At 65.1% G+C, this 441-nt stretch carries 1 protein-coding gene; it reads right to left on the bottom strand.

Annotated elements, in window-relative coordinates:
* The coding region (locus D3D02_RS19965) for a PEP/pyruvate-binding domain-containing protein (RefSeq protein ID WP_304999814.1) at positions 1 to 441 on the bottom strand (441 nt) is incomplete at both ends.

The following is a 441-nucleotide window of genomic DNA, read 5'->3' on the forward strand; positions in this document are numbered from 1 at the left end:
TGTCGACGACGTCGTCGGCGGGGACGCCCAGATGCGTGTCGTGTTGGCCGGCGAACGACGCCGTCGGGAGGTCCTCAGCCGTCGCCGACGAGCGCACTGCGTAGGTCGTGCCGGTCTCGGCGTCGCTATCGAGCGCATCGAGAATCGCGCGTTCGGCCGGTTCGTCAAACGCACGATTCTGGATGAGGGCCCGGAGTTCGGCCGCTGTCGTCGTCAGTGCATCGGCATCGGCGGTGTCGAGCGAATCGAGTCGCTCGATCAGTTCCTGAATCTCCGCGTCGTCGGTGAGTGCTCGGTACGCTGCGGTCGTCACGACGAATCCGGGCGGGACGGGCAGTCCTGCGTGAACGAGGACGCCGAGATTCGCGCCTTTACCGCCGGCGAGCGCGAGGTCGTTTCTTCCGATCTTCTCGAACCACTGTAGGTAACTCTGTGTCTGGT

The organism is Halobellus sp. Atlit-38R, assembly GCF_003665925.1.
GTDB classification, from domain to species: Archaea; Halobacteriota; Halobacteria; order Halobacteriales; family Haloferacaceae; genus Haloquadratum; species Haloquadratum inordinatus.